The organism is Selenomonas ruminantium subsp. ruminantium ATCC 12561 (assembly GCF_000424065.1).
Taxonomy (GTDB): domain Bacteria; phylum Bacillota; class Negativicutes; order Selenomonadales; family Selenomonadaceae; genus Selenomonas_A; species Selenomonas_A ruminantium.
Window position 1 is genome coordinate 62,336 of the sequence record NZ_AUJE01000010.1, and the last position, 25,087, is coordinate 87,422.

Sequence of the window (25,087 nt, forward strand, 5' to 3'; positions counted from 1 at the left end):
ACGCCATGAGCATATGGAGTTCATTGATGTCGGCATTAGCCGTATATAACAGCATGGGCAGTTTGGGTGCTCTTGGAGATATCTCATTTCATGTTTCTGCCTGGAATGACATTCATACCATCGAGGACCTGCAACGAAATGCCAAGAACCGTACCGCAACACATGCCATCATCGGTAAGAAGCCGTTCACGGAATATCTTGGTCCCGACCTTCAGACCATTTCGTTCAAAATAAAGTTGAATGCACAGTGGGGCGTGAATCCCGTATTGGAAGTGGAAAAGCTGGTCGGATATTGTGAAGAGGGAACGGTCCTCACCTTCACGCTTGGCGGGAAGAAATTTGGAAAAAACAAATGGATGATTACTTCAGTCGGTGAAGCTGTGAAGTACTACGACAACCGGGGAGCAATCCTTTCCTCGGAAGTAGACATTTCCCTGCAGGAATACGTTGAACCGAAACTGTCACAGACCATAGAACGGGAGGGAGATTGGGCATGACGATTCTTGATATTTCAGCTAATGAATTGGATGGTATAGATTTTGCTCCATCGACAACGTTGAAAGAGATTATCCAGAATGTACGGACTATCCTTACTACAAGCCGTGGAGACGTACCGCTTGATCGAGAATTCGGCATGGATACCGGAATGGTAGACCAGCCCGCCAATCGTGTCGGTGCTATCCTGACCACGGATATCGTGGAGGCTGTTGAGCGGTATGAGCCGAGAGTGACGGTTATGTCGGTCAGCTTTTCCGGGAATGGTGCTGATGGAGAAATCATTCCAATCGTAAAGGTGGCGATTAATACATGACGATTTCAGATATTGATTTTCTTGATACAGATACGGATACCATAAAATCCGCAGTAATCGGGGAATATGAAGAGCTGACAGCACGAACGCTGGCAACAGCAGACCCAGTTCGATTGTTTCTTGAAAGTATTGCAAGCATCATTGCCCAGCAACGCGTGCTAATCAATTACACAGGCAAGATGAACCTGCTGGCATACTCTCAGGGAAATTTCCTTGACCATATCGGTGCATTGGTAGGAACAGCGCGAATCCCTGCCGCTGCCGCAACTTCTACCTTTCAGATTACGCTGTCTGCTGTGCGGGATGTTCCCGTGACGATTCCTGCAGGAACACGAGTCGCAGCAGCAGATAATGTATTCTTTTCATTAGATGTGGACACGATTATTCTTGCAGGAGAGCTTTCAGCGGAAACATCGGGAACCTGTACGCAAACCGGCGCTGTCGGCAATGGCTACATTCATGGAGAAATCAAGACGATTGTTGACCCTGTACCGTATGTAGAAAGCATCGTGAATCTCACGACAACGGAAGGTGGTGCGGATATTGAGGATGATGAGTCTTATCGGACACGCATTCAGGAAGCACCTGAGCGATTCTCTGTTGCCGGGCCAACAGGAGCCTATGAGTATTTTGCTAAAATGGCTTCGGCACTGATTACAGACGTAGCAGTGACCAGCCCATTCCCCGGCGAGGTTTATGTATATCCTTTGCTGGAAGGAGGAAGTCTTCCAGGAGAAGAGATTATCCATGACGTCGAGGAGATGCTCAATGACGATTCTGTACGTCCTCTAACGGACAAGGTAACAGTATTGGCACCATCTGCTGTATCGTATGATATCGAGTTATCTTATTACATCGATACCGCTGATGCGACACGGGCAAGAAGTATTCAGTCAGAAGTACAGAAGGCTGTAGAGGCGTATATCTTATGGCAGAAATCAAAGCTTGGCCGTGATATCAATCCGACTGAGCTTTATTATCGTCTGCGCGCTGCAGGGGCAAAGCGTGCGGTGATTACTGCACCGGAATTCCTTACGGTAAACGCAGAATCTGTAGCGATTGCAGATTCTGTAACCGTGAACTACGGAGGTCTGGAAGATGGCTAAGAAATTAACCGATATCAGCCTGTCTGATATCACACCGCGGAATATCATTCGTGATCCGACTGTGCAGAATGCCGCTAATTCTATTGACCATCAGCTTCAACTGACGGCTGATAATATCGGATTAGTTGCTATCATAGCACGCATTGATGAACTGCCTGAGACTGTGATTGATTCACTTGCCTGGCAGTGGCATGTTGACTTTTACGAGCCAGGTCTTGATTTGAAAGCAAAACGCAATCTGGTCCGCGAATCCATCGCATGGCATCGGCATAAAGGAACAAAGGCTGCAGTCAAAAGCGGAGTTCACGCGGTATATGGAAGCGGCGAAGTAGAAGAATGGTTTGAGTACAATGGAGAACCATATCATTTCCGTGTAGTAGACATTGTTCCGGATACCATCGATATGGATAGCATACGACTGGTATTGCGACTTATCGATTCCTGTAAGAACACCAGGAGCTGGCTGGATACCTTGGGGGTTCGGCGAGACTTACATGGAACCATCCATGTGGGAGGAATCCCATGCGTAACTAAAGCTTATGAAGTTTATCCCGTAACGATTCATGATGCAACGCTAAATCCTGTACTTTACTATGGCGGTGCATTGGTCAGCTATCAGCGGATTGAGATTTATGAGAATACTGTACAGGATACAGAAAGCCCTGTAGAAGTCTATTACAGCAGCAACGTTTCAGCGTACAAACGCGTGGAAGTATAGGGAGGAAATTATTATGTCAAATTGGAGTGGTGGAGTCCTGACCAATGTAGGTCGTGAACTCCAGCTGAAAGTAGAAGCCGGTGCAACACTGACGTTTACCAAGATTAAGCTTGGCGATGGCATAGAATCGTTGGAAGCAGTCGATGACCTTACAGACCTGATGAGTCCGAAGTTCGTCATGGGAATAAGCAGCAAGTCTGTAGCCAATGATGTCTGCAAAATCACAGGCGTACTTTCCTCATCGAGTATAGCCACAGGATTCCGTGCCCGTGAATGGGGATTGTTTGCCCAGGATCCGGACATTGGTGAAATTCTATACATGATAAGCATCGATACCCAGCCGGATTGGGTTCCATCCGGCAGCGACATCGGCAAACTTGCCGTAAGCTATGCAATGAATGTTGCCGTCAGTAATGCATCCAGTATCACAGCAAGAATTGACCCGGCAGGACTTGTCACAGCCGATATGCTGGCCGAGCTTATTCATGAAACGCAATACAATAAGTCTTACAACGTTGGCGATTATGCCTTCACAGGCTATGGACTCCCCGCATGGGCATATCTTGAATGCATCCAGGAAGGAATAAGCGGTACCATTGAACTTGACCTGTCAAACGTAGTCGAAGGAGAACACATCAACGACGGCACTGTAGTATGGATTGTCCGCAACTGGCATTCCATTCATCAGTACCTCGTGGAGGCTACAGGCTACGGCATAGTAAGCGGCTTGCAGGTAAAAGCACAGGACACGCCGAATATGACTGTATCAATCGAAGGAGGTACAGTACATATGAAAAACGGCACAAGAATAGTAATCGCGGCGATTGCGGCACTCACTATCGCTGCGGCAGATGCAACCAATCCGAGAATTGACAGTATCTATGTGGACGGTACGGGCAACGTAGCGTATGCACAGGGGACACCTGCAGCCACGCCTGTTGTGCCCACACTAAGTACAGATGCGATTAAACTTGCAGATGTTAAGGTTGCGGCTAATCAAGCAAGTGTTACAGAAGCGGATATTGTTAGGGATGGTGAAGTACTCCCACGTTTCTACAATACTGGTGTGGTCAATGTTAAGGATTTCGGTGCAAAAGGTGACGGGGTAACTGATGATACTGCGGCGATTCAGGCGGCGATTGATTCCGTAGCAGGAAATTTTACAAATGCAGTTGGGAATGAAAAAATAGCGATTAATAAAGCTACAATTTTTATCCCGAAGGGCGTATATTTACTGTCGGCACCTATTGTGTTATCAGCAGATACATCACTAATTGGAGCTGGTAGAAATTCAACAATGCTAAAATCATCGTCCGCAATGGATGATTTATTAATTTATGGAGGGCACACAGAAGGACAGAACCTTGTATCTAAAAATTTAGAAATAGCTAACATAACCCTTAATTGCGATGGTAATGCAAAAATCGGTTTAAGCAACAGAAATAACGTTTGGATAGAGTCGGCAAATATACATGATATATGTATATTAAGAGCGTCAGAGTTGGGGATAGATATTTCATCAACGTGGCTATCGTTATTTAGTAACATTACAATAAAGGGGTGTCCTGTAGGAGCATATTGTGGTGGAAATGACTCAAACAACGGGTGCAACGACAATACTATTATTAATTTAAGTATAAATAACTCATCACTTATTAATATAATTATTGCAAGTCAATGCTGTAATTTCATAGGGCTTAACGTTGATAGACAAAAAGACTATTTACAAAGTGGTGCTATCGTTGCGAATAGCGTGGTTATTCACGGCAATACTTACTCGGATAACGCGGCTATTTTAGCGACAACCTATTGCGACTGTAATAAGATAGATGGCTTGTGGTTTGAATGGATTAGTCAAACGTCTAATACTCCTGTACTGCTAGTCAAAGATATTAACACATATAGTAACGGGCATTTCAAATCTATAGCATTACAGATTTGCAATATTCATTCAGGGGGGTATTATCAGGATATTTTCAAAATATTATCCGGGCATATAGTTATTGATAATTGTAGATTAGACATCCCCGAAAGTTACTCAGATTATGTGGTAGATACACAAGGAGCTGATTCTAATACATCATTATTACTAAAAGGCATGATGATGTCAGCATTTACGGCGTGGCTAAATAGTGGCAAGACACGAATAACATTGCCGTATGGGGCTTTTAGAGCAGAAGGAACTCTATCAAACGGAACATATAAAACTTATCAGCCGAAGTCACAAAATGGCTACATTGCAGAAGATACGTCAATTAATATGCTGGAAAGTATAGACAGTAATGGATTTATCACAAAAATGATAAACTCCGGTGTCTACGAAAAAGTGTCAAAATCAGGATATAAAATGGAGATTAACCAGTTTTTTATCGGGTTTTATAACAAATTACCAGAAGGAGCCACAGCATCAACAACTGTGACAACAAGCATTCCTGTTGAATCGGGCGTTATTTGGACAGGTATGGTTGTTCCTCGCAATTTAGCGGGCATGACAGCAATAAAAAATGGATACTATTTAGATATTGACACTAGTGGAACATATTTAACTGTGACATTGAGATTTAGCACTGCATTACCATCGGGCAATCCTAATATACATGTTGTGTTATTCCCATTCTCGGCGACATAACGAGCCGTTCAATCGTTGGAAACCTTGGCAGAGAGTCTTGTTCAATGTCATCGCCATTGGCGGTGGCAAGGAATGGTAATAGAAAAGCCCACCATATTTGCGGTATGGTGGGCTGACTGTTAGCCGATTACGAGTAACCCTTCAATGAGATGTGGTATACCGTTCATGTGAAGCTTGAAGAATTTGTCGTAGTTCTTCTGATAGTTAGGGCTGTTTTTAACCTTGTCGTTCCAGATTTTTACCGAGTTCATCATGTCATGGCAAAAATCAAGAACATCAATACAGACAGCATTATCAGCAGGATTCATGCCGTAGAACCTAGTGTTGTCTATCTTTATCATTGGGTTAGGGTAAACGAACAGGATTCTACGTTTATACGTTTCAGATTCCCTAGCTTTTGCGAATGCGTTGCCTTCATGTATCATCGAGCATCTAAAATCATAGCATTCTTCTGCTGTAAGATGTTGCGGTGAAACGTGCTTGTTATACCACTCCTTATACCTTTCTCTGTCGTAATCTCCATAACCTCCTTCTAGCTGTGCGCATATGGCTGGCAAGGTGAGTGTGGACTGTAGTGCAACGAAGTATAGTTGTTGATTTAGGGTTACAGCTATCTGACGAAGTAACTCATCCATTTGGAATCACCTCCTTTCGAGGTAAGTATATCAAAATAAGGAGGAAATAGAAATGACTAATAAAAAATGTGAAAAAGTAACCCTAACTGTAAAAGAACTAAGGGAACTGCTTTCACAGTATGATGATTCATTGAAGGTCATAATTGGTTACGAGTGCGTATGTATATCAAACATAACGAAAAAGATGGTGTATACCCACGAAAGTAAACGATTAGGTGAGCGCATTTTATTCATTGATACAGATGCTGATAATGAAGATTAGGGTGGTCAAAATGACGGTCAAAGAGTTAAGAGAAGTGTTGCTAAAATATGATGATGATTTAGAGGTTGTCCTCATTCATGACGTTGGTTGCTGCGTTGGCTCGATAGAGGAGAATATGATAGTTCTGGAAAAGAAAGAAGATTGGTATGAAGATGGGTGGGAAAGAAAATTGGGATGGGTAAAGGGCGATAAAGTGTTGGTTTTTGATGAAGATGCAGTCGATGATGATGAATACGATTGAGGTGGTCAAAATGGAAATCATAAATACGGTAGCGCAGTCTGTAGTTTACATTAATTTGTAAATTAAAAGCCTGCCGATATGTCTTAGCAGGCTTTTGATTTAAAGTGTGGCAAATTCAATTTTCAAGCGGCAGCCAAGACCGGAGGCAAGGCGTTTAAGTGTCCTGATGGATGGATTGGCATTGCCGTTTTCTAATTTGCTGATATCAGCCTGGGCAATGCCAGTACGAGCAGCTAACTCTTTTTGCGTGATGCCTTGTCGTTCTCGTGCATCAATCATGGCGCGGATGATGGCAAATTCCGGCTCCAAGGCATCATATTCAGCCTTGAGTTCAGGGTCTTTTAGTTGCTCATTGAGAAATTCACGAAACTCGCTCATTTTACTTCTTCCTTTCCAGATAATCCTTACGATACTTCTTGGCGCGGTCAATTTCGCCTTTCGGCGTTTTCTGAGATTTTTTGACGAAGCCATGCGTTAAAATGATTTCATGATTTAACACAAAGAAATACATAACGCGGGAAATGTCACTGCCGACTTTGGCACGTAGTTCAAAGATACCGTCGTCCAAATGCTTGGAGTAGGGCTCACGAAGGAGATTACCTTTATCTTCCAGTGTTTCAATGGTGCGAAGCATTTTTGCACGCATTTTCTTGTCCAGCCCGAGGACAAAATCTTTAGCAGGTTTATCGCCGTTAGGGAGGGTATAAAACTCAACTTGAAAATCAGACATACGGACTCCTTAAATATGTGTTTTATCCTATATCAATAGAATATAGGATAAATCCTATATTGTCAAGGGGAATGTATTAAATGCAAAGAGAGGCGGCGAAAATAGCCGCTTTTTTGATAGGAGGAATTCAATTTGAATATATTTACAGAGATTTTCAAATCGATGGTTCCCGTACGCTTGGAAGCCATGTGGGGAGCTGTGGTGGGGGCTTTTGGGATATTGGCCAGTCATATTTGGGGCGCGTGGAATAATATGACCGAAGTTCTCGTTGTGATGATGGTCATTGACTATGCCAGTGGCGTACTGGCGGCTTTTATCAATCCAGAATTAGCCGCCAACAGCAAGAAGGGCTTTATCGGCATTGCCCGAAAGGTTTTCATATTTCTTTTGGTGGTGATGGCGAATGAAATGGATAGGGCACTAAGCATACATGAGATTTGCACCATGACAACCTTCTTTTATATAGCCAATGAAGGTTTGTCGATTACGGAAAATGCGGCCAAAGTCGGAGTGCCGATTCCATCGTTTATCCTGAATTCTTTGGAACAACTGTCTCGTGAAAAGAAAGCGCGGGAGAACAAGGGGGAGAAATGAATGGCTTAGCATGGACAGAACTATACAACAAATTTGCCGCCTTTGCTTATGTAGCAAGGCGGCAAGGCTTTTATGTGGGGCAGGTGCAGGAGATGGAGTACAGCCTATTTGAGATGTGCCCGTTTCCGAGAAATTACAGGCCGGATAAGAAGGGAGTAAAGCACAAATGAAGGTAATTGATATCAGTGCATGGCAGGAAAATGTAGACTGGCAGGCCGTCAAGGACGCTAGCATTGAAGGCGTTATCCTAAAAATTGGAGAACATGCCCATCTTGATGATATGTTTATCGACCATATCAATAAAGCCGTGGAATACGGCCTGCAGTATGGTGTGTACTACTTTGCCCATGCGTGCACCTACGATGAAGCTGTGGACGAGGCTGACCAGGTGGCCGCATGGCTGGAAGAATATCTGCGCGGGGAGACTCCGCCCCTGGGAATCTGGTACGATGCGGAAAGCAAGCGGATGCTCAACGGCGATGTAACGGAGTGCTGCCGGGCGTTCATCAATCGGTTGACCGATTATGGACATCAGTATAATGGAATCTACGCCAGCTGGAACTGGCTGAGCGCTGAAGGGAGCCATTACATCCGGATTGCGGATTTGCCCGATTACGTGCCGTACTGGGTGGCCAACTATGGCAGCGGAAACACCTTCGAGACGGCCTGCCGGGATTATCTCAAAGAGGAATATCCGGATAACATCATCCGGATGCACCAGTTCACGGACAATCTGGATGGCTTCGGGTATGATGCCAATATCTACTATGAGGATTAACTCGATAACAATTCGTTATTGAGTTAAAGCAAGTAAAGGCCCATACCAGCTGTGATATGCTGGTATGGGCCTATTTTTGTCTGCGGCTTGTCTGCATTTGTCATCAAAAACACCTAATTACTTTAAAATACGCTAAAAAGTGAAAATTTGTTAGGCTTAGAGTGATAAAGGCTTAAAAACATTTCTTGCCTGCAAAAAATTCTTGTCCCTTTCATTGGATTTTCAAGAAAACATGCTTATAATAGATAAGGAAATATGAATTTGGAGGTGCGGTTATGCGTGTTTTATTGGCAGAAGATGACCGACGCTTAGGCAAGTTAGTGCAATATATGCTGGAGCAGAATAAGATAAAGGCTGACTGGGTGACTAATGGCAGTGAAGTCTATGAGTACGCCATGTACACCGATTATGATATCCTGATTCTCGACTGGATGATGCCGGGGGAAAACGGCATTGATATCTGTAAGCGGCTGCGCAGTGAGGGGTATGCCAAGGCAATTTTAATGCTGACGGCTCGCGATTCGGTGGAAGACCGGGTATCGGGACTAGATGCTGGGGCAGATGATTATTTGGTGAAGCCCTTTGAATTTGCTGAACTCATGGCGCGTTTGCGGGCTTTAGGGCGACGCAGCACGCAGCAGATTCAGCAGGACAAGGTGGAAGTGGGCGAATTTACGCTGAACCGCACGACGAAGGTGCTGAAGAAAAAGGATGAAGTCATTCAGCTTTCACCGCGAGAGTTTCAGATTTTTGACTTGTTGGTACAGAATTTGGGCATTGTGGTGCCGCGTGACATTCTGCTTGACCGCATCTGGGGTATGGAAGCAGATGTCAGTTCCAATAATATCGATTCCTATATCAAGATTTTGCGGAAAAAACTGGATTTAGGAGACGGAGAAACCGCCATTAAGACCGTCCGGGGCATTGGCTATAAGCTGGAGGTTGGCGGGCAGTGACCGAAAATCTCTTTGGCAAAAGCCGCAAGCGGCTCACGATGCTCTATTCCTTGGTGATGATTATTTTCCTCGCCATTTTGATTTTTGCGATGCATCAGTCGATGGACTGGTCGATTCGTTCCGAGCAGGCAAGGGAGCTTTGGGATACGGCAGATAATGTAGCGGAAGCGCAGAAGTATCTCAATCAGCATCCGGAACTCGTGATTGATGATACGCTGGCCTATAAGAACACTAATGACCGGCTATTCTTCTATGTCTTTGATGAAGATGGCAGACTATTGAACTTTTCCCGCGCTTCTTTCCGCATTGAGCCGTTTATTCTCGATGTGATGTCGCAGTGGACAGCTCCCGAAGGGGATGTTGTAGTCGTGACGAAGCCCAAGGAAAACGGGCATAAGTCGGAAATTATGATGACCACGCAAAAAATCATCGAGGCAAATGGCAAGGTGCAGATGGTCTATGTGGGCAAGGATGTTACCGCGCTGTATAGTGGCATGGAAAAGGCCACGAGTATTATGGCGGGGCTGGGGCTGTTGGCACTGGTTATCGCGACGATAGTCGGGCATATCCTTTCCGGAAAGGCCATGGTGCCGCTGAAAGCGGCCTATGAAAAACAGCGGCAGTTTGCTGCCGATGCCTCCCACGAATTGCGTACGCCGCTGGCGGTCGTGATGGCTTCGGCGGAAATCCTGCAGAATGACCCGGAGATAAAATCGCCCTTCTTGAAACAGGTCGTGGAAGACGTCCGCGATGAAGTCAAGAAAATGACCAAACTCGTCAATGACTTGCTGGTAGTGGCCCGCAGTGATAACAAGGCGTTGAAGCTAAAGACTTCCAAATTTGATTTGGGGGCGGTAGTGGCGCAGACGGCTCGCATGATGCAGCCTTTGGCGGAGCAGAAGCATATTGCCATTGCCGCCGATAATCTGCCGAAAACCATTATTCAGGCTGACGAGCAGAAAATCCGCCAGCTCGTGTTGATTCTGGTCGATAACGCGGTGAAGTACACGCAGGACGGGGGCAAGGTTACAGTGGATTTCCGGTCTGCCGAGAAAGGCAAGGTAACTTTGGCCGTGCAGGATAATGGCATTGGCATTGCCAAGGAAGACCAGGAAAAAATCTTTGACCGCTTCTACCGGGTGGATAAGGCGCGTTCCCGGGAAATGGGCGGCAATGGCTTGGGACTCGCGATCGCGCAGGAAATCGTTGAATTACATCATGGCAGGATTGCCATTGAGAGTGAACTGGGAAAGGGAACAACCTTTCTGGTTACGTTAAAAAGCAAAAATCGTGGCAAAAATTTGCATATGTTTTAATTTAAAAGCAGGAAATTTTCTGCAAGTAACGAATTATAATCTGTAATGAAGGAAATTTCCGGGGGGATGTGCATGAAACATTCAGGGCTGGATGAGCGCTTGGATTCCATACTGGTGCGGGCGGCTATGCGGTTGGAAGAACGCATGCGGCTGGCGTATTTTCGCGGTAACCTGGCCAAATATTTGGAACGGGTCGGTTTGGCGAAATACATAGATGAAGAAAAACTCACCAAAGGCAGTCTCCTGGAACTGCAGGATGATGCGGCAGTTGTGATGGCCTACCGTCTGCGTAAAGCCCGCAATCGCGGCTATCTAAAGGAAGCGCTGGACGAGCTTAATATGGCAGAACTCTTGCAAAAGGAAACCCGGATAAAAACAGTGGTGCCTTCTGCCAAGCGGCAGCCGGAAGTGAAAAAAGTACAGTTGCAGATGGTGAAAGGCGAAAATAAATCTTCCTCACTTTCCGAAGAAGAAAAGAAGAAACTGCTGAAAAATTTTAAGGTGATAAAATAAGTAATCGCTGATGGACATAGCGTTCGTCAGCGATTTTTGCCATAGAAATGAGGATGAACATGCGCCATAAATTTACAGTTATGACGAAACGGCAAAAAATGGCAGCTGTAGGGATATGCTTTTTCCTGTTGGCCATAGCACTTTATTTTTATATGGGATTGGGGAAGGAAAACGGACAGAACGTGAGCCGGAATATGCCTGTAGTTCAGGTGCAGGAAGTTATACGTGCGGATATGGGACGGCACATTGTCCTGTCCGGCCAAACCACAGCAGATGCCAGCATCAATCTTGCGCCTAAGTACAATGGTCGTATCACGGCTGTTTATGCAGACCTGGGGGACTGGGTGGAAGAAGGACAGATACTCATGGTTCAGGACTTGGCAGATTTGGATATCTCTATAGCGCAGAATTCTGCGGCTGCCGGTGCGGCCAGGGCAGATGCACGTGAGGCGGCTGCCGCTTATAATGCCAATATCATCAGTAAAAAAAATACGTTTGAACTGGCACAGGCAAAATATGAGCGCCAAAAATATCTTTTTTCCATTGGCGCAATATCCCAGGATACGCTGGACAGTGTAGCAGCTGAATACAGTGCGGCAAAAGCTGCTTATGAAGTGCTGGCCAATCAGCAGGCAGGAGGTATGGCTGCTGCCATAGAATCTAAGGAGTTGACTGCGGTCAAGCAGGAACGTGCGACTGAGGCATTGGAAAAACAGCGGACAGATATGATTTTACGGGCACCGCGCAGTGGTGTGATTGCTTATCGGGAGGCTGAGGTCGGAGCACTGGCTGCCGCTGGGGCAAAAGCGTTCACGCTAGTGGATACAAGTCATATCAATGTAGATTGCAGCATCGGCGAAAATGATGCCGCAATTTTGCAGGCCGGAATGGGGGTCATCATCACTATAGACGCATTGGGGCGTGATTACGCTGGTAAAATTATCTTTGTAAGTCCGTCTATGGATGCAGATAGCAAGAGTTACAAGGTAAGGATTTCGTTGGATAATCCGGACAGTCAGGTCAAGGCTGGACTGTTTGCCCATACGGCTGTGGATATTCTGCAGCGCGCGCAAACGATTTTTGTACCACAGTCAGCAGTAATGACACGCAATGGCGAGCAGTATGTGTTTGTGCTGCTGGAAGATGGCACGGTGAAGAAACGTGTGGTGAAAATCGGTCTGCTCAATGATACGTCCGAGGAAATTTTGGAGGGAATTGCTGAAGGTGAAAAAATAATTCTAACGAATCAGGATAAATTGCAGGACGGCATGAAAGTCAAGGTGACGGAAACATGAACATCACCCGTTTATCCATTCAGCGCCCCGTGGGCATATCCATGATTGTGGCGTTTTTCGTAGTACTGGGCTTATACAGTTATTACCGCATCGGTGTGGAACTTTTGCCAGCTTTGAATACGCCCTATGTAACGGTTACGGTAAAATATCCTGGAGCCAGTGCGGAATCTGTGGAGCAGGAAATCATCAAACCGGTGGAGAATGCAGTTTCTTCTGTGTCCAACGTCAAGACCATTACATCTGTGGCCAGTTATGAGCGTGGCCGTGTGATGATGGAACTGAATTTTGATGCGGACGCAGATATGGCGGCTATCGAAGCAACCAAAAAGGTGGAGGCCATTAAAAACAAATTACCCGATGAGGCCGATGCTCCCGTCGTGATTAAACGGGATATCAATGCCAAACCCATCATGGAACTGGCGGTTATGAGTCAGCATGGACTGGGAGATACCTATTCCATGACGGAAAATGTCTTTCAAGATGTTTTACAGCAGGCAGGTGGTGTGTCGGAAATCGAGCTGCATGGCGGCCGTGATAAAGAGGTGGCTGTGGAGGCAGACCGGGAAAAATTAACTGCTTATAAGCTAACTTTGCCTAAGATTGCCAGTGCTATCCGCAATGAAAACCAGCTGCTGCCGTCCGGACCAATATACACGGAAACGACAAAATCCGATGTGCGCGTGGTGGCCGAATACCGTAAGGCTGCGGATATTGAAAAAGTACGGGTGCAGAATAGCAGCGGAGAACTGATTCCCCTGACTGCAGTGGCAGATATAAGGGAGCAGGACGCCCGTCAGCAGCGTTATGGGCGGTTGAATGGCGAACCGGCAATCAATGTTTTGATTTATAAGAACAGCGATGCCAATGTGGTGAAGACAGCAGACAATATCCTGAAAGCGGTAGAAAAACTTCGTCGTGACTATCCGGATTACCAGTTTATTGTGGTTTCTAATGATGCAAACTATGTAGAAACTGCACTGCATAACACCTTGGGAACATTGGTAGAAGGTTTGATTACCACGGGACTGGTACTATTTCTCTTTTTGCGTGGCTGGCGCTCTACGGCAGCGGTTATGATTGCCATTCCTACTTCGCTTATCGCCACGTTCTTCGTCATGTATCTGGCGGGTTTTACCTTCAATATGATGTCGTTGATGGGGATGACCTTATGTGTGGGCATTTTAGTCGATGACAGCATCGTGGTGCTTGAAAATATTATCCGCTATCTCAAAAACGGTACTGAACCTGCGGAAGCAGCAGAAAAAGGGCGTATGGAAATCGGTATGGCTGCTATCGCCATTACCCTTTGTGATGCGGCGGTTTTTATGCCTATTGCCTTTATGGAAGGAATGACGGGGCAGTTCTTTCGGCAGTTTGGGCTGACCATTGTCTTTGCCGGAGCTTTTTCGCTGTTTGTGTCCTTTACGTTGACGCCGATGTTGGCTTCTCGTTTCTTCAAAAACGGTTATCATGTGGATAAGTGCTTTCTGTGGCAGTTTATGGACAAATTGGAAGAACGGGCGGTCGGATTTTATCGGCAGGTACTCTTTTGGAGCTTGGGCCATCGAAAAAAACTTTTGCTTACGATTTTGGGCATATTTACTGCTGTTATGGCATTGATTCCGCTAGGGGCAGTAGGTATGGAATACATGCCGCAGACAGATGAATCCGGTTTTACCATCAACATTCAATGCCCCGTGCGGGCTTCTTCAGAAGAACCAAATAAAGTGGCTTTGCAACTGGAAAAAAAGCTCGCTGAGATTCCTGAAGTCAGGTATTATATGACGCAGGCCGGGGGGAGCAGTAATGCGCATGAAGGCCGCATCAAGGTGGAACTTATAGGACGGCGGGAGCGCAGCCGTTCGGTATGGGAAATCACACGGGAAGTCCGGGAATACGCTGAGAAGATTTCCGGCGCAGAAATACGCGTGACGGAAAATCAGACCAATATGGCTGGTACCAGCGGTGGTCGAGGAGGCGGCGGTGCTTTGCAGGTTGAACTGCGGGGAAATTCCATGCAGGAACTGATGGCGGCCTCGGATAAGGTGGAACAAATCCTGCGGCACGATATCAAAGGCGTAAGCGATGTTAACAGTTCCTATACGGAAGGTATGCCGGAATTACAGCTTACAATCAACCGGGACAAACTCAAGGTTTTTGAGGCCAGTCTGGCTGATGTTGACACGGCGTTTTCTTCGGCCATTTCAGGATTATCTGCTGGAGAATTGAAAAATGATCCGTTGAATGGAGGACAGGATACCAAAATCAAAGTGCGCTTTAAAGGGGCTGATGGCTATCATGCTTCCGATGTGGCCCGAGTTCCGGTCTGGGCTAATGGCAAACTGGCCTACTTAGGTGATGTGGCGGAGATTAAAGATGGCCGGGGGCCGGTCAGTATTCGCCGTGTGGATAAGCAGCGTTCCATCCAGATTGGTGCAAACTTACGGGGGCGTCCCGTAGGAGATGTGGTGCAGGAGGTAAAAAAAGCCTTGAAGGAAGCAGACTTAGGTGAAGGGGTAACCTATCGGTTCAAGGGGCAGGCAAGCCGTATGAATGAAACGTTCGGTGAGTTGCTCAGTGCCTTATTTTTAGCATTGGTGCTTATCTATATGTTGCTGGCCGTGCTCTATGAATCGGTGCTGACGCCTTTTATCCGTATGTTTTCCCTGCCTTTGGGGCTTATTGGCTCGGTGCTCTTGTTGTTCCTGACCCATAACACGTTGAATATTTATTCGATGATTGGCATATTGGTTATGGATGGTATTGTGGCGAAGAATGGCACTTTGCTCATTGACTATACGCTGACGCTGATGGATCGGGGGAGGACGGCGCTGGAGGCCATTGTGGAGGCTGGCTGTGTACGCTTAAAGCCAATTTGTATGACAACCATTACCATGATGGTGGGCATGCTGCCTATGGCGCTGGCGATGACCGATGGTGCCGAAAACCGCGTATCCATGGCCTGGGTGATCATTGGCGGGCTGCTGACCTCCACGGTATTTACCTTGCTGGTCATTCCTATTATCTTTCTGTATTTTTATCAGAAAAAGGAATCGGGCTGCAGCAGTTAAAAGAATGATGAAAAAATCCCTGACAGACCGATGGCTGTCAGGGATTTTTTATGAACGATTATGATGTTAGTCTTTATCTACACCCCAAGCATGAATACCATGTTCGTTGGGGAGAATAGCTGGATCGAATACGGGTTCAGCATTGCCCTGTTTTTTCTGTTCCAGATAACTGTTGAAGGTTACCTGTACATATTTGTAGAGGCGGGCGATGGCATAGAGGTTGGTCAGGCAGAGAAGTCCCATGAAGAGGTCAGCGAGGTTCCAAACCAAAGAAAGTTCAGCCATGCTGCCGAAGACGACCATGCCGATAACCAAAGCGCGGAACAAGTACAAACCCATTTTACTATTTCCCTCAAAGAAGGCGATATTGATTTCGCTGTAGTAGTAGTTGCCGACAATGGAACTGAAGGCGAACAACAAAATCATGAAGGCGACAGCGGCTGGAGCTGAAGCACCGAAGATGCTGGCAAGAGAAGCCTGTGCCAGTGCAATACCGGTAAGCTCGCCTCCTACAGTGTACTGACCGGTCAGCAGGACGATGAACGCTGTGGCAGAACATACCAGCCAGGTATCGACATAAACACCGAAGGATTGGATAAGGCCCTGTTTTACCGGGTGACTGACATCGGCGGTTGCGGCGGCATTCGGTACAGAACCCTCACCGGCTTCATTAGAGAACAGGCCGCGCTTTACGCCGGTGAGAATAACCGAGCCAAGACCGCCGCCGACAGCTGCCTGCGGTGAGAAAGCGTCATGGAGAATTAGGGCAAACATAGCGGGAACCTGGTCAATATTCATGATGGTGATAATAATGGCTACGAGGATGTAAAGGCCAGCCATGATGGGCACGAGGAATTCGGTTACCTGTGCAATGCGCTGCACGCCACCGCAGATTACTAAACCAGTGAAGAATGCCAGGACACCTGCCGTTACCGACTGGGGGACATTAAAGGCCGTGGAGGCGGACAGGGCAATCGTGTTTGCCTGTACCGAATTGTAGATAAGGCCGAAGGTTACGGATAAGAGCACGGCAAAGAGCTTGGCAATGCCGGGCTGATGCAGGGCATTTTTGATGTAGTAAGCAGGGCCGCCATGGAAGGAGCCGTCAGGACGCTGAATCTTGTAAACCTGTGCTAACGTACTTTCGACAAAGCCTGTAGCAGCGCCGATGAAGGCGATAACCCACATCCAGAATACTGCACCGGGGCCGCCGGTGACGATAGCAATTGCTACGCCGGCGATATTGCCCACGCCTACACGGGAGGCGGTGCTGACACAGAAAGCCTGGAAGGAGTTAACGGAACTTCCCTTTGTTTTTGCGCCGACACCTTCAGTGAGCAGACGGACCATTTCCGGCAGCATACGCAGCTGAACGAATTTTGTGGACAGGGTGAAATAAATCCCAGAGCCTACGAGAACAACAATAAGGACATACGACCATAGCAGGGTATTGATGCCATCGACAATAGAGTTTAATAATTCCATAAATAACCTTCTTTCTTTACGTGTAAAATAAAACACCTTTTGCTTCTGTATGGTCAAAAAGACAGATATCCCACTGTTCTTTGAATGTGCAGAAGCAAAAGGCGCCATTGCCTGTTAATATGCTTTTTATTACATAGCTATTATAACGAAAGTGTTTAAGAAATGTCAAGTTGCAATAATTTATTAATATAGATTAAAATAACATAAACAAAGATAATCATTAAAATATTTTATGATAAATAGTATTTACTAATACATCTGCATTGTAGTATAATTAGCAGATGTTAGCAGGTTTTAGGGTTATTGAATTATTTAGAAAAGTTATGAAATTTTTTTGCCGGTTGCAGGAGATTTCGTAGCTTTGACGAATAGAATCCACAAGGGGAAATGATCTGTTAACGAGATTTTTTAAGGAAAGGGAGATTAATAATTATGGAAATGTTATTAGGTCTCGTAGTGCTCCTGGCCTGCTTGATTTTCGGTGTCCGTCACGGCGGTATCGGCCTGGCAGTTATCAGTGGCATTGGTCTCATCATTTTTACGTTTGTATTTCAGTACAAACCAGGTTCACCACCCATTGACGTAATGCTTACGATTTTGGCGGTAGTTACCTGCGCCGGTTTCCTGCAGACTTCCGGCGGCCTTACGGTTATGCTGAAGTACGCAGAAAAATTCCTGCGCAGCAATCCGAAACAGGTTACGATTTTTGCTCCGCTCACGACTTGGTTCCTGACGGTGCTCTGCGGTACCGGTCACGTGGTTTACACCATGTTCCCGATTATCTATGATATTGCCATCAAGCAGAACATTCGTCCGGAACGTCCGATGGCTGTAGCTTCGGTGGCTTCTCAGATGGCTATCTGTGCTTCCCCTGTATCGGTAGCTGTTGTATCCATCGTTGGCTTCTTTGCTGCACATAACTTCAATTATACGGTGCTTCAGATTTTGGCAGTATCCATTCCAGCAACAGGCTTTGGTGTGCTCTGCGGTGCACTTTGGTCTTATCGCCGTGGCAAGGAACTGGCCGATGATGAACGCTTCCAGGAATTCATCAAAGACCCGGAAAACCGCAACTATGTATATGGCGATACGGAATCTCTGATGGACAAGGAACTGCCGGCCACTTACTACCGTGCAATGTACATTTTCTTTGCTGGTATTCTCGTTATTGCCTGCCTGGGCAATTTCCCGGATCTTCTGCCGCATTTCCCGAATGCCAAGGGCGTTATGAAACCTATCTCCATGACGGTGGTCATCCAGATGGTTATGCTTTTTGTAGCAGCAATGATTCTTTTGACCTGTAACATCAAGGCTAAGGATGTGGGCAACAGTCAGGTATTCCGTTCTGGTATCGTTGCACTCGTATCCGTTTACGGCGTTGCCTGGATGGCAAGCACTTACTTCGGTGCACATATGACTTTCCTCAAGGAAAGTCTGGGTGCTGCCGTAACGGCTTATCCTTGGGCATATGCCATTATCGCCTTCCTGACGTCCAAGCTGGTTAACTCGCAGGCTGCAGCTATCGCCATCGTTGTGCCGCTGGCTCTGTCTGTAGGCATGGACCCGGTGATGATCATGTCCTTTATCTCTGCCTGCTATGGTTACTTCTTCCTGCCGACTTATCCTTCCGACCTGGCCTGCATTGGCTTCGACCGTTCCGGTACTACCCGCATCGGCAAGTACATTCTGAATCACAGCTTTATGATTCCAGGCCTTATCGGTGTAGCAACTGGTTGCTGCATGGGCTTTGTTATGGCACATATCGTGATGTAAGGATAAAATAACATAAAAAAAATCGGCGGTTCATGTGAACCGTCGATTTTTTGCCTTGTACTTATTTGGCTGCTTTGGCATTTCGTTCCTTGAGTAAATCCTTACAGAAGTCGATGAAGGATTGGGCTGCTTTTGAGATGTAACGGTCTTTTTTCCAGGCAAGGCCGACATCGACAATGAGCGGGTCGGACAGAGGAATGGCCTTGACACCAGGCGTATCTTCGACTACCATGTTAAGCAGAAAGGCAATACCGACACCACTGGCAACCAATCCTTTCAAGGTAACAACCTGATTGGATTCCAGTACGATGTTGGGCGTGATGTTTTCATCCTTCATCCGGGACAGGATAGCCTGACGCAGGAAAGAACCTTCTTTCAGCATGATGATGTTTTCTTCGGCAATGTCGTGGAGGGAAATGCTTTTCTTGGCTGCCAGTGGGCTGTCCTCGGGAACACAGCAGACAATCTGATCCTTGGTCATGGGCAGAAGCTGCAAGTGGTTGCTGGCACCGGAAATGATGATGATGCCGAAGTCCAGTTCATCGCGTTCCAGCTGTTCGCGAATGGACATGGAACCTTCTTCATGCATGAAGATTTCCAAGTGGGAATAACGGCGCTGGAAACTGGAGAAGATTTTGGGGAAGAGGTAGGCGCCCATCATAGGAGGAATGCCGATTTTGATGGTACCCTTTTGGAGCTGCTTGTAATCGTTGACTTCCAGCACAGCATCCTGAATGTTGCGCAGAGCCAGCTCTACGCGATTGAGAAAGACGGCTCCCTCCGGAGTCAGGGAAAGCTGTTTCTGGCTGCGGTCAAAGAGCTGAATGCCCAGTTCTGCCTCCAGCTTTTTAATCGCTACGGTGATGTTGGGCTGGGAGACACGGAGGCGTTCTGCAGCCCTGGTGATATTCCGCAGACGGCTGGCCATCTGGAAATATTCAAGTTGTCTTAGTTCCATCGTATCGCTTCTTTCTCTATAAACTAGTTTTATTCCCACCTATTATACCATACTTTTGATGAATGTATGATATAATAATAAAAATTTATTATAAAAAGTAAAAAAAATCCGCGATGATAGTAGGATTTTTCTTTTTGGCATGGAATTATATAAGTATGTACAAGTATATGCAAAAAATAGATGATGTTCCTTCGTTAGCAAAGGAAGGTTAGGGGGGCTTTTATCTTGGAAATTTCAACAGTCATTGGTGCGGTAGGTGGTCTTATCTCCGTATTCGTAGGTATGATTATCAAGGGCGCGCCGATTAGCTCACTGAACAACCCGGCAGCATTCCTGATTATTATCTGTGGTACGTTTTCCTGCTTGTTCACAGCTTTCAACATGAACCAGTTGAAAAATTTGCCCAAATTGATTAAGATGGTTTTTTTCAAACCAGCACTTCATGAAAAAGCAGATTTGCTTAGTATGTTCATTGAACTTTCCCAAATTGCCCGCCGTGAAGGTATTCTGGCTTTGGAAAGCAAGGTGCAGGATATTGATGATCCGTTCTTCCGTACAGGTTTGGGTATGGTTATTGATGGTATGGACCCGGAGTTCGTTGGTGATGTACTCGATGCAGAGTTGGCTGTCATGCAGGAGCGTCACGCCGAAGGGCGTGCGATGCTTGAGCAGGCAGGCCTTTATGCTCCGACCCTTGGTGTGTTGGGCGCCGTTATCGGTCTTATCGCTGCCTTGGGTAACTTGAATGACGTTAATAAGTTAGGTCATGCTATCGCCGCAGCATTCGTTGCTACAATCCTGGGTATTTTTACCGCATACGTTGTGTATCTGCCTATGGCGAATAAGCTGAAACTTTTGTCTAAGGCAGAGGTCAGCGAAAAGCGTATGATCATTGAAGGGATTCTTTCCCTGCAGGCTGGTGACTCGCCTACGGCAATTGAGGCAAAACTGATGGTATTCATTCCGTCGTCTGAACGTGAAGGGTTGAAGAAGGAGTGATTTGATGGCTAGAAAAAAACATCAGCCGCCTCATGAAGAACATGAAGGTGAGCCTTGGCTCCTGCCATATTCTGACCTGATGACCCTGCTTTTGGCACTGTTTATCGCACTATTTGCTATTTCACAGACTGACCAGAAGAAGATGGCGGATTTGGCACAAGCGTTTTCCTCGGCCTTTAATATGGGGGGACCATCGTTCTTTGACAAAGCTGGACCTAATGTTGGACGGCGCTCAGAACTTATGTCAGATGAGGATCAGGGAAATCATGCCTATCTTGCGGAAAATATGCAGCTGGAAGAATTGCAGAAGAAGTTAGAGGCATACATTGAAGAAAATCATTTGGAGGATCAGCTGAGCACACAGTTGGCAGAAGAGGGGCTGATGATTCGCATTAAGGAGCGGGCTTTGTTTCCCTCGGGGTCTGCCCAATTGGTAGGACAGGCTAGATCGATTGTCCCGGTAGTAGCGGGTATGTTGGCTTCTATGCCGGAAAAGGTTGTTATTTCTGGTCATACGGATAACGTGCCCATAAGCACGGCTCAGTATCCGTCCAATTGGGAGCTTAGTGCTTCCCGTGCGATGACCCTTATGAAGGCTGTTTTGGCTGCAGAGAAGTCACTTAATCCGGCGCGGTTTAGTGCTATTGGTTACAGTGAATATCGTCCTATTGCAGATAATAATACGGATGCTGGCAGACAGCAAAATCGGCGGGTGGAAATCTTCATTGCCCGTAACTATCGGTTTAATCCGGAAGAACCTGCGGGCGGGAAAAAAGTTAGCACGCCAGATACAGGAGCAGATGGTATGCCTGCCTCCGGAACCGGCAATACACCGGCAACGCCGTCTACTAATGGTACAGCAAGCAGCAATATGGCAACTACGTCGTTTTAATTCATGAAATTCAGCCGGCTGAAAGGCCGGCTTATTATTGTCCAAATGGATATGAGCGGAGGGGACTTTTTTTGATTGCAGGTATAGGCATCGATATTGTGGAAGTGGCACGGATAGATAAGGCTGTTGCGCAGGAAAGATTTGTAAATAGAGTCTTTACTCCTAGGGAAATTGATTATTGCCGAAGCCGGGGACAGCAGTCTGGCCAAAGTTTTGCTGCCCGTTTTGCAGGCAAGGAAGCTATATTAAAAGCATTTGGTACGGGGCTGCGAGGAGGATGCCTTACAGAACTGGAGATTCTGCCTGATGCATTAGGCTGTCCGAAGGTTAGTCTTAAGGGATATTTTGCAGATTTTGCCCAAAAAAAAGGAATCAAGAATATTTGGTTGTCGCTGACGCATACAAAAGAATATGCAGCGGCGCAGTGTGTAGTGGAGGCATAAAAAATGAAAATAGCGACAAGCGAAGAAATGCGGAATATCGATCGATTGGCATCAGAGGATTACGGCTTGCCGGAACTTTTGCTGATGGAAAATGCTGGACACAGGGCAGCACAGGCGATGGAACATTTATTGGAGACGGTGGAAGGCAAGACTATTTGTGTGCTGGCTGGCAGTGGAAATAATGGTGGTGACGCTTTTGCTGCAGCAAGATATCTCCATAATATGGGAGCAAAAATCAAGATTTTTCTTACCTGTGAATCAGATCATCTAAAACCATCAGCTTCCAGCATGAAAAAAATCAGTGACAAAATGGGAATTGAAGTACATGGCTTGGATGAGGATCGGGATTGGAATCGGTTGCATTTGGCTCTGAAATTTACAGATGGTATTTTAGACGGTATTTTGGGGACTGGTTTTAATGGTGAACTGAAAAAGAAGGTTCTGCGCTTGATTGAAGAAATCAATAATGCGGGGAAGAAAGTGTTATCGATAGATATTCCCAGTGGTGTAGAGGCAGATACAGGGCGGATTTCTACTGTAGCGGTAATTGCCGATATGACCTTAACAATGGGGCTTCCCAAGGTAGGCCATTTGCTAAGCCCTGGTGCCGATATGACCGGTCGGCTGATTGTGGACGATATAGGGATTCCTCAGGCACTTCTGCAAAGTGATGGGATTCAGCAGTCATTGCTGGATGAAAAACTGGCCAAAACACTTTTGCCGTTGCGGGGGAAATCTGTGCATAAAGGGGATTGTGGCAAGATTCTGGTTGTGGCAGGTTCACTGGGCATGACTGGTGCTGCTGCTTTAGCTGCAACCGCAGTTCTGCGGGCTGGCGCGGGTGTAGTCACGCTGGCCGTACCGGCTTCCGTACAGCCTGTTTTGGCAGGACAGCTTCAGGAAGTGATGGTACAGCCGATTGAAGAAAGTACCGCAGGGATTTTGGGTGGTGAAAAGGCGCTGACCCGCTTGCTTGAACTATCCCAAAGCCATGATGTCGTGCTTATCGGTCCGGGACTGGGGCGTTCTATGGAAACACAGGAGTTAATCCGCATGTTTACAGCAAAGGTGAATAAGCCGCTCATTATGGATGCTGATGCAATCTTTGCCTTTAATAGTCAGCCGGACGATTTAAGCAAACTGCCACAGGTGCCTGTACTCACACCGCATTTGGGAGAAATGGCCGGTCTTTTGGGCGTTTCGGTGTCGGAACTGCGTGAATCGTTGCTGCCTATTGTACGGGAAGCGGCTGCGGAGTATCAATGTGTATTGGTGGTAAAAAGTGAATGTACGTTGGTGGCTTATCCAGACGGTGCGATTTTCTTGTCTATGGTTGGCAATCCCGGTATGGCCACTGCTGGCAGTGGTGATGTGCTGGCTGGTACGATAGCCGGGTTAATGAAGCAGACGGAAAGTGAACTGGCGCCGCTCGTGGGGGTGTATCTTCATGGCCGGGCTGGTGATATTGCTTATAGCGAAAAAGGTGAAGCGTTAATGGCAGGTGATATTCGGGAAAATTTGGCAGCTGCGTTAAAAGAATTGCGTCAGAAACAAATGCATATATCGTAATACAGTTGTTTGGTGCATGCGCACGGTTTTGTAAAATCGGTTGGTTTTTAGTAAAAATATGGCGAAAATCTTGACATTTGTATATCACAGGAATAAAATGTAGTTACTTTGAGGAAAAAGAAAAGGGGTTTTAGCATGGCAAATGTAAATATTGACTGGTCAAAATTAGGTTTTAGCTATCAACCGATTACCAAGCGCTACGTGGCCAATTATAAAGATGGGCACTGGGAAAAAGGTGGTTTGACGGAAGATGCGACCATTGTACTTAATGAGTGTGCTGGTATTTTACAGTATTGCCAGGAGGTTTTTGAAGGATTGAAGGCCTATCGCACCAAAGATGGACGCGTCGTTACCTTCCGCCCGGATCTAAATGCCAAGCGCATGATGGATTCGGCCAAGCGTCTGGTTATGCCGCCTGTGCCGGAGGAAATGTTCATGGAAGCGGTAGATGAGGTGGTAGCAGCTAACAAGGATTGGATTCCGCCTTATGAATCCGGTGGTGCACTGTATCTGCGTCCGTATCTGTTTGCTACAGGCCCGGTTATTGGCGTTAAGCCTTCGGATGAATACCAGTTCCGCCTCTTTGGGACGCCGGTAGGCTCATATTTCAAGAACGGCATTAAACCCATTACGATTTGTGTCAGCGATTTTGACCGTGCAGCACCACATGGTACGGGCGATATCAAAGCCGGCCTTAACTATGCCATGAGCCTGCATCCCTACATTCTGGCGCATGAGAATGGCTTTGATGAAAATATGTATCTGGATGCTGCTACCCGTACTTATGTGGAAGAAACAGGCGGTGCCAACTTCCTTTTCGTCACGAAGGATAACGTTATCGTAACGCCGAAGTCCGGTTCTATTCTGCCGTCCATCACCCGCCGTTCGTTGGTAACACTGGCTGAAAATCTTGGCTACAAGGTGGAGCATCGTCCGGTGAAATTTACAGAACTGGAAGATTTTGCCGAGGCTGGTCTTTGTGGTACGGCAGCTGTTATTTGCCCTGTAGGCAAAGTGGTATCCAAAGATAAGGAAATCACATTCCCGAGCGGTATGCAGGAAATGGGCCCTGTACTCACTAAACTCTATAACACTCTCCGCGGGGTGCAGCTTGGTACGGTTGAAGCACCGGAAGGCTGGATTCGCGAAATTAAATAAGCGCAGTGAAAGAGAATTTGCTGATTTTTATTGGCAGATTCTCTTTTTTCATGTTATTTTAAGAAAAAAGGCGTAAACTTTTTACGATATAGACAAGGAATTCTTTACAAAGAACACGAATTCTTTTTATAATAGTGAGTAAAGATATAATAGGA

26 protein-coding genes are annotated in these 25,087 nt (G+C 46.4%); 21 read left to right on the forward strand and 5 right to left on the reverse strand.

Annotated elements, in window-relative coordinates; genetic code table 11:
* Positions 1-5 precede the first annotated feature (5 nt).
* The 5 genes from G598_RS0105785 to G598_RS18525 are packed head-to-tail and all read left to right on the forward strand — an operon-like array spanning position 6 to position 5,264.
* Entirely contained in the window at positions 6-497 is a 492-nt protein-coding gene (locus G598_RS0105785) for a phage tail protein (RefSeq protein WP_080656957.1), read from the forward strand.
* The gene (locus G598_RS0105790; RefSeq protein ID WP_051180004.1) at positions 494-811 is read left to right on the forward strand and encodes a GPW/gp25 family protein; all 318 of its coding nucleotides are present in this window, start codon (positions 494-496) and stop codon (positions 809-811) included. Before G598_RS0105785 ends, G598_RS0105790 begins: the two co-directional genes overlap by 4 nt.
* Positions 808-1,917 (forward strand): baseplate assembly protein, encoded by a 1,110-nt coding sequence (locus G598_RS0105795; RefSeq protein WP_026766138.1) that lies wholly within the window; start codon positions 808-810, stop codon positions 1,915-1,917. Before G598_RS0105790 ends, G598_RS0105795 begins: the two co-directional genes overlap by 4 nt.
* Positions 1,910-2,635: a phage tail protein I gene (locus G598_RS17215; RefSeq protein WP_051180006.1), complete on the forward strand. Its 726-nt coding sequence runs from the start codon at positions 1,910-1,912 to the stop codon at positions 2,633-2,635. The genes G598_RS0105795 and G598_RS17215 overlap by 8 nt, the downstream gene beginning before the upstream one ends.
* A 13-nt stretch (positions 2,636-2,648) precedes the next feature.
* Positions 2,649-5,264, forward strand: a complete 2,616-nt coding sequence (locus G598_RS18525) for a glycosyl hydrolase family 28-related protein (RefSeq protein ID WP_026766139.1) — start codon at positions 2,649-2,651, stop codon at positions 5,262-5,264.
* A 119-nt stretch (positions 5,265-5,383) separates the two neighbouring features.
* On the opposite strand, the gene G598_RS0105810 is transcribed toward G598_RS18525, so the two are convergent.
* Positions 5,384-5,899 (reverse strand): hypothetical protein, encoded by a 516-nt coding sequence (locus G598_RS0105810; RefSeq protein ID WP_026766140.1) that lies wholly within the window; start codon positions 5,897-5,899, stop codon positions 5,384-5,386.
* Positions 5,900-5,951: 52 nt separating this feature from the next.
* Between G598_RS0105810 and G598_RS0105815 the strand changes: the two genes are divergently transcribed.
* Together G598_RS0105815 and G598_RS0105820 are read left to right on the forward strand one after the other, a co-directional pair.
* Complete coding sequence (locus tag G598_RS0105815; protein ID WP_026766141.1) at positions 5,952-6,161, forward strand: hypothetical protein; 210 nt, start codon at positions 5,952-5,954, stop codon at positions 6,159-6,161.
* A gap of 10 nt (positions 6,162-6,171) precedes the next feature.
* On the forward strand, positions 6,172-6,402 hold the full coding sequence (locus tag G598_RS0105820) for a hypothetical protein (RefSeq protein ID WP_157833283.1): 231 nt from the start codon (positions 6,172-6,174) through the stop codon (positions 6,400-6,402).
* A gap of 99 nt (positions 6,403-6,501) precedes the next feature.
* Here the strand turns inward: G598_RS0105820 and G598_RS0105825 are convergent, their stop codons facing one another.
* Positions 6,502-6,780, reverse strand: a complete 279-nt coding sequence (locus G598_RS0105825) for a helix-turn-helix domain-containing protein (RefSeq protein WP_026766143.1) — start codon at positions 6,778-6,780, stop codon at positions 6,502-6,504.
* A 1-nt stretch (position 6,781) separates the two neighbouring features.
* Positions 6,782-7,132 (reverse strand): type II toxin-antitoxin system RelE/ParE family toxin, encoded by a 351-nt coding sequence (locus tag G598_RS0105830; RefSeq protein ID WP_026766144.1) that lies wholly within the window; start codon positions 7,130-7,132, stop codon positions 6,782-6,784.
* A 132-nt stretch (positions 7,133-7,264) separates the two neighbouring features.
* Between G598_RS0105830 and G598_RS0105835 the strand changes: the two genes are divergently transcribed.
* From G598_RS0105835 to G598_RS0105870, 8 genes are all read left to right on the forward strand, one after another.
* A complete protein-coding gene (locus tag G598_RS0105835; protein ID WP_245582769.1) occupies positions 7,265-7,726 on the forward strand; it encodes a phage holin family protein in 462 nt (153 codons plus the stop codon).
* Complete coding sequence (locus G598_RS19720; RefSeq protein ID WP_157833284.1) at positions 7,723-7,896, forward strand: hypothetical protein; 174 nt, start codon at positions 7,723-7,725, stop codon at positions 7,894-7,896. The genes G598_RS0105835 and G598_RS19720 overlap by 4 nt, the downstream gene beginning before the upstream one ends.
* Positions 7,893-8,504: a glycoside hydrolase family 25 protein gene (locus tag G598_RS0105845; protein WP_026766146.1), complete on the forward strand. Its 612-nt coding sequence runs from the start codon at positions 7,893-7,895 to the stop codon at positions 8,502-8,504. The genes G598_RS19720 and G598_RS0105845 overlap by 4 nt, the downstream gene beginning before the upstream one ends.
* Before the next feature lie 275 nt (positions 8,505-8,779).
* Positions 8,780-9,460, forward strand: a complete 681-nt coding sequence (locus tag G598_RS0105850; RefSeq protein WP_026766147.1) for a response regulator transcription factor — start codon at positions 8,780-8,782, stop codon at positions 9,458-9,460.
* Positions 9,457-10,776: a sensor histidine kinase gene (locus G598_RS0105855; RefSeq protein ID WP_026766148.1), complete on the forward strand. Its 1,320-nt coding sequence runs from the start codon at positions 9,457-9,459 to the stop codon at positions 10,774-10,776. Before G598_RS0105850 ends, G598_RS0105855 begins: the two co-directional genes overlap by 4 nt.
* Positions 10,777-10,848: 72 nt before the next feature.
* A complete protein-coding gene (locus G598_RS0105860) occupies positions 10,849-11,289 on the forward strand; it encodes a hypothetical protein (protein ID WP_026766149.1) in 441 nt (146 codons plus the stop codon).
* 80 nt (positions 11,290-11,369) lie between these two features.
* Complete coding sequence (locus G598_RS0105865) at positions 11,370-12,584, forward strand: efflux RND transporter periplasmic adaptor subunit (protein WP_245582770.1); 1,215 nt, start codon at positions 11,370-11,372, stop codon at positions 12,582-12,584.
* Entirely contained in the window at positions 12,581-15,655 is a 3,075-nt protein-coding gene (locus tag G598_RS0105870) for an efflux RND transporter permease subunit (RefSeq protein ID WP_026766151.1), read from the forward strand. Before G598_RS0105865 ends, G598_RS0105870 begins: the two co-directional genes overlap by 4 nt.
* A 66-nt stretch (positions 15,656-15,721) precedes the next feature.
* On the opposite strand, the gene G598_RS0105875 is transcribed toward G598_RS0105870, so the two are convergent.
* Positions 15,722-17,140, reverse strand: a complete 1,419-nt coding sequence (locus G598_RS0105875; protein WP_026766152.1) for an alanine/glycine:cation symporter family protein — start codon at positions 17,138-17,140, stop codon at positions 15,722-15,724.
* A gap of 432 nt (positions 17,141-17,572) precedes the next feature.
* On the opposite strand from G598_RS0105875, the gene G598_RS0105880 reads away from it, so the two are divergent.
* Positions 17,573-18,913 (forward strand): anaerobic C4-dicarboxylate transporter, encoded by a 1,341-nt coding sequence (locus G598_RS0105880; RefSeq protein ID WP_026766153.1) that lies wholly within the window; start codon positions 17,573-17,575, stop codon positions 18,911-18,913.
* A 61-nt stretch (positions 18,914-18,974) separates the two neighbouring features.
* Here G598_RS0105880 and G598_RS0105885 read toward each other — a convergent pair whose 3' ends face one another.
* On the reverse strand, positions 18,975-19,871 hold the full coding sequence (locus G598_RS0105885) for a LysR family transcriptional regulator (protein ID WP_026766154.1): 897 nt from the start codon (positions 19,869-19,871) through the stop codon (positions 18,975-18,977).
* Positions 19,872-20,096: 225 nt separating this feature from the next.
* On the opposite strand from G598_RS0105885, the gene motA reads away from it, so the two are divergent.
* The 5 genes from motA to G598_RS0105910 all read left to right on the forward strand — a co-directional run bounded on the left by motA (position 20,097) and on the right by G598_RS0105910 (position 24,932).
* Positions 20,097-20,870 (forward strand): flagellar motor stator protein MotA, encoded by a 774-nt coding sequence (gene motA, locus G598_RS0105890; RefSeq protein ID WP_026766155.1) that lies wholly within the window; start codon positions 20,097-20,099, stop codon positions 20,868-20,870.
* Between the two features lie 4 nt (positions 20,871-20,874).
* On the forward strand, positions 20,875-21,762 hold the full coding sequence (locus G598_RS0105895) for a flagellar motor protein MotB (RefSeq protein WP_026766156.1): 888 nt from the start codon (positions 20,875-20,877) through the stop codon (positions 21,760-21,762).
* Positions 21,763-21,833: 71 nt separating this feature from the next.
* Entirely contained in the window at positions 21,834-22,205 is a 372-nt protein-coding gene (acpS, locus tag G598_RS0105900; protein ID WP_026766157.1) for a holo-ACP synthase, read from the forward strand.
* 3 nt (positions 22,206-22,208) lie between these two features.
* The gene (locus tag G598_RS0105905) at positions 22,209-23,774 is read left to right on the forward strand and encodes a bifunctional ADP-dependent NAD(P)H-hydrate dehydratase/NAD(P)H-hydrate epimerase (protein WP_026766158.1); all 1,566 of its coding nucleotides are present in this window, start codon (positions 22,209-22,211) and stop codon (positions 23,772-23,774) included.
* A gap of 108 nt (positions 23,775-23,882) precedes the next feature.
* Complete coding sequence (locus G598_RS0105910; RefSeq protein WP_272867097.1) at positions 23,883-24,932, forward strand: branched-chain amino acid aminotransferase; 1,050 nt, start codon at positions 23,883-23,885, stop codon at positions 24,930-24,932.
* Positions 24,933-25,087: the final 155 nt, after the last annotated feature.

Excerpts from the sequence above, each read along its gene's own strand:
- G598_RS0105810 (WP_026766140.1), bottom strand. The coding sequence starts at position 5,899 with ATGGATGAGTTACTTCGTCAGATAGCTGTAACCCTAAATCAACAACTA.
- G598_RS0105815 (WP_026766141.1), top strand. The coding sequence starts at position 5,952 with ATGACTAATAAAAAATGTGAAAAAGTAACCCTAACTGTAAAAGAACTA.
- G598_RS0105885 (WP_026766154.1), bottom strand. The coding sequence starts at position 19,871 with ATGGAACTAAGACAACTTGAATATTTCCAGATGGCCAGCCGTCTGCGG.
- G598_RS18525 (WP_026766139.1), top strand. The coding sequence starts at position 2,649 with ATGTCAAATTGGAGTGGTGGAGTCCTGACCAATGTAGGTCGTGAACTC.
- G598_RS0105905 (WP_026766158.1), top strand. The coding sequence starts at position 22,209 with ATGAAAATAGCGACAAGCGAAGAAATGCGGAATATCGATCGATTGGCA.
- G598_RS0105860 (WP_026766149.1), top strand. The coding sequence starts at position 10,849 with ATGAAACATTCAGGGCTGGATGAGCGCTTGGATTCCATACTGGTGCGG.
- G598_RS19720 (WP_157833284.1), top strand. The coding sequence starts at position 7,723 with ATGAATGGCTTAGCATGGACAGAACTATACAACAAATTTGCCGCCTTT.
- G598_RS17215 (WP_051180006.1), top strand. The coding sequence starts at position 1,910 with ATGGCTAAGAAATTAACCGATATCAGCCTGTCTGATATCACACCGCGG.
- G598_RS0105870 (WP_026766151.1), top strand. The coding sequence starts at position 12,581 with ATGAACATCACCCGTTTATCCATTCAGCGCCCCGTGGGCATATCCATG.
- G598_RS0105850 (WP_026766147.1), top strand. The coding sequence starts at position 8,780 with ATGCGTGTTTTATTGGCAGAAGATGACCGACGCTTAGGCAAGTTAGTG.
- G598_RS0105795 (WP_026766138.1), top strand. The coding sequence starts at position 808 with ATGACGATTTCAGATATTGATTTTCTTGATACAGATACGGATACCATA.
- G598_RS0105785 (WP_080656957.1), top strand. The coding sequence starts at position 6 with ATGAGCATATGGAGTTCATTGATGTCGGCATTAGCCGTATATAACAGC.
- G598_RS0105845 (WP_026766146.1), top strand. The coding sequence starts at position 7,893 with ATGAAGGTAATTGATATCAGTGCATGGCAGGAAAATGTAGACTGGCAG.
- G598_RS0105895 (WP_026766156.1), top strand. The coding sequence starts at position 20,875 with ATGGCTAGAAAAAAACATCAGCCGCCTCATGAAGAACATGAAGGTGAG.
- G598_RS0105825 (WP_026766143.1), bottom strand. The coding sequence starts at position 6,780 with ATGAGCGAGTTTCGTGAATTTCTCAATGAGCAACTAAAAGACCCTGAA.
- G598_RS0105830 (WP_026766144.1), bottom strand. The coding sequence starts at position 7,132 with ATGTCTGATTTTCAAGTTGAGTTTTATACCCTCCCTAACGGCGATAAA.
- G598_RS0105820 (WP_157833283.1), top strand. The coding sequence starts at position 6,172 with ATGACGGTCAAAGAGTTAAGAGAAGTGTTGCTAAAATATGATGATGAT.
- G598_RS0105875 (WP_026766152.1), bottom strand. The coding sequence starts at position 17,140 with ATGGAATTATTAAACTCTATTGTCGATGGCATCAATACCCTGCTATGG.
- G598_RS0105790 (WP_051180004.1), top strand. The coding sequence starts at position 494 with ATGACGATTCTTGATATTTCAGCTAATGAATTGGATGGTATAGATTTT.
- G598_RS0105865 (WP_245582770.1), top strand. The coding sequence starts at position 11,370 with ATGACGAAACGGCAAAAAATGGCAGCTGTAGGGATATGCTTTTTCCTG.
- G598_RS0105880 (WP_026766153.1), top strand. The coding sequence starts at position 17,573 with ATGGAAATGTTATTAGGTCTCGTAGTGCTCCTGGCCTGCTTGATTTTC.